The 1,347-nt window shown below is 54.8% G+C and carries 1 protein-coding gene; it reads right to left on the reverse strand.

The window, feature by feature from the left end; all coding sequences use genetic code 11:
- Positions 1-328 precede the first annotated feature (328 nt).
- Positions 329-1,347, reverse strand: a 1,019-nt coding sequence (locus J8I82_RS37680; RefSeq protein ID WP_209765703.1) for a porin, incomplete at its 5' end; no start/stop codon positions are given.

Here is a 1,347-nt window from a genome sequence, read left to right on the forward strand (position 1 = left end):
CCACCGGTATCAAGCCAGGCGCCGAAAACCAACGCCTGGCTGCATGAATGAGGCGACATCTACCTTGACGCGCGCCGCACAGCAGTGGGCACAGTAAGTACACCAGGTTGCGCAACCACGATTGCGCCCATGCTCACATACGAATGAACTCGCCAAGCGAGCCTTCCCGATGTCGGAAAAAAAGCAGCTCTTCCTGTATGCCTCACGTGGATTATTGCCAAGCAATCCGGTGAGACGAACCTCCAAGCTGCCCAAGACATGAAGACGAATCTAATCCTGTCATGCGGTAGCCCTTTCGAAACTACCCGCAATGACAAGGAGACTGGCATCAGAAGCGCGTGCGCATGCCCATCGCTAGACCTGTGCGTGTGCTGGCGCCGCCGAAGGTACCAATGGGACTGTTCGGATCGGTGACAGAAGCCCCACCCAGCCAACTTCTATCCGCCTCGATATACATATCGGTGCGCTTGGACAGGCTGTACATTGCTGTCATGTACGCTGTTTGAATAAGGCCGGACGCTCCGCGCGACGCCCCCGCCACGTTATCTCTCATATAGGCGGCAGTGAGGCGCCAAGCCGGTGTAAGCTGATAACCCACACCTGCAATCGCTACACGGTCATGCCGCTCTGACGTCTGGGTATTCGGTCCTAGCACCGTGTTGGCGTTACTGCCGATACTCGTATTGGCCAACGGAGCAGTAGTTCCGCTGGCACCAACGACGAAACCTGCGTCGCGTCGTGAGTCAATGTAGTATGCGTGCAACGACACATTACCCAAAGAGTACTTACCGCCAGCGCTCCAAAGAGTTAAATCGTTCCCGCTGGCATCCCGAGATTGTTGGCCAGCACCACCCAAAGTAAAGTTATCACCGCGATACAGCGTAGAAAGTTCGATTGTCCGACCTCTCGCCGCATTTCCTGCTTGCTCTCCAAATGAGTATTGCGCGTTTACGGACAGACCACCCCAGCTATTTGCATAAGTCACCGAATTATCGAAGCGCAACCCTGTGAGAAGATCCTCCCAAAGGATCTCAGTGAAGCCACCGGTGAAAATGGGATCCACTTCAGCGATGAAGTTATACGTAGCTCCAAGCTGACGTCCAACTTTAACCGTACCCAGCTTATCATCGGACATCCCGAGCCACGCTTGGCGGCCAAACAGTTGTCCTTGCTGACCACTCTTACCCGTGTCATAGCTAAACCCGCTTTCTAGCGTGAAGATAGCTTTGCGTCCAGAGCCAAGGTCTTCCGCACCGCGAAGTCCCCACCGCCCCAATCCACCCAAGTTACTGTAAGCATCAACAAGCCTTATAAGCAGCATGTCGATGAGGCTTTGGGCGAGGCGGA

The sequence above is a fragment of the Cupriavidus consociatus genome, assembly GCF_017814975.1.
GTDB lineage: Bacteria > Pseudomonadota > Gammaproteobacteria > Burkholderiales > Burkholderiaceae > Cupriavidus > Cupriavidus consociatus.